The organism is Desulfocurvus sp. DL1XJH-121, from assembly GCF_054819825.1.
Genome location: NZ_JBTVWW010000139.1, coordinates 1 through 257 on the forward strand (window position 1 = coordinate 1; position 257 = coordinate 257).

Sequence of the window (257 nt, forward strand, 5' to 3'; positions counted from 1 at the left end):
GTCTTTCATCGACTCTTTATGGCCGATCTGGCTGCCGCTTGGGCCGAGATAGGTCACCTGCGCGCCCTGATCGAATGCGGCAACTTCGAAAGAGCATCGCGTGCGGGTTGAGTCTTTTTCGAAGATGAGCGCAATGTTTTTGCCCTGCAGCCGGCGCTGTTCCCGCCCCTGCTTCTTGGCCTGTTTCAGATCGGCCGCCAGCTTCAGCAGCGCCTGCAGTTCGGCGGGGGTGAAATCCATTAACCTCAGAAAGTGAC

At 58.0% G+C, this 257-nt stretch carries 1 pseudogene; it reads right to left on the reverse strand.

The features are described 5' to 3' along the window. Window positions 1–249, reverse strand: a pseudogene (locus ACYYG1_RS17645) (ornithine carbamoyltransferase); the annotation flags it as partial. Window positions 250–257: the final 8 nt, after the last annotated feature.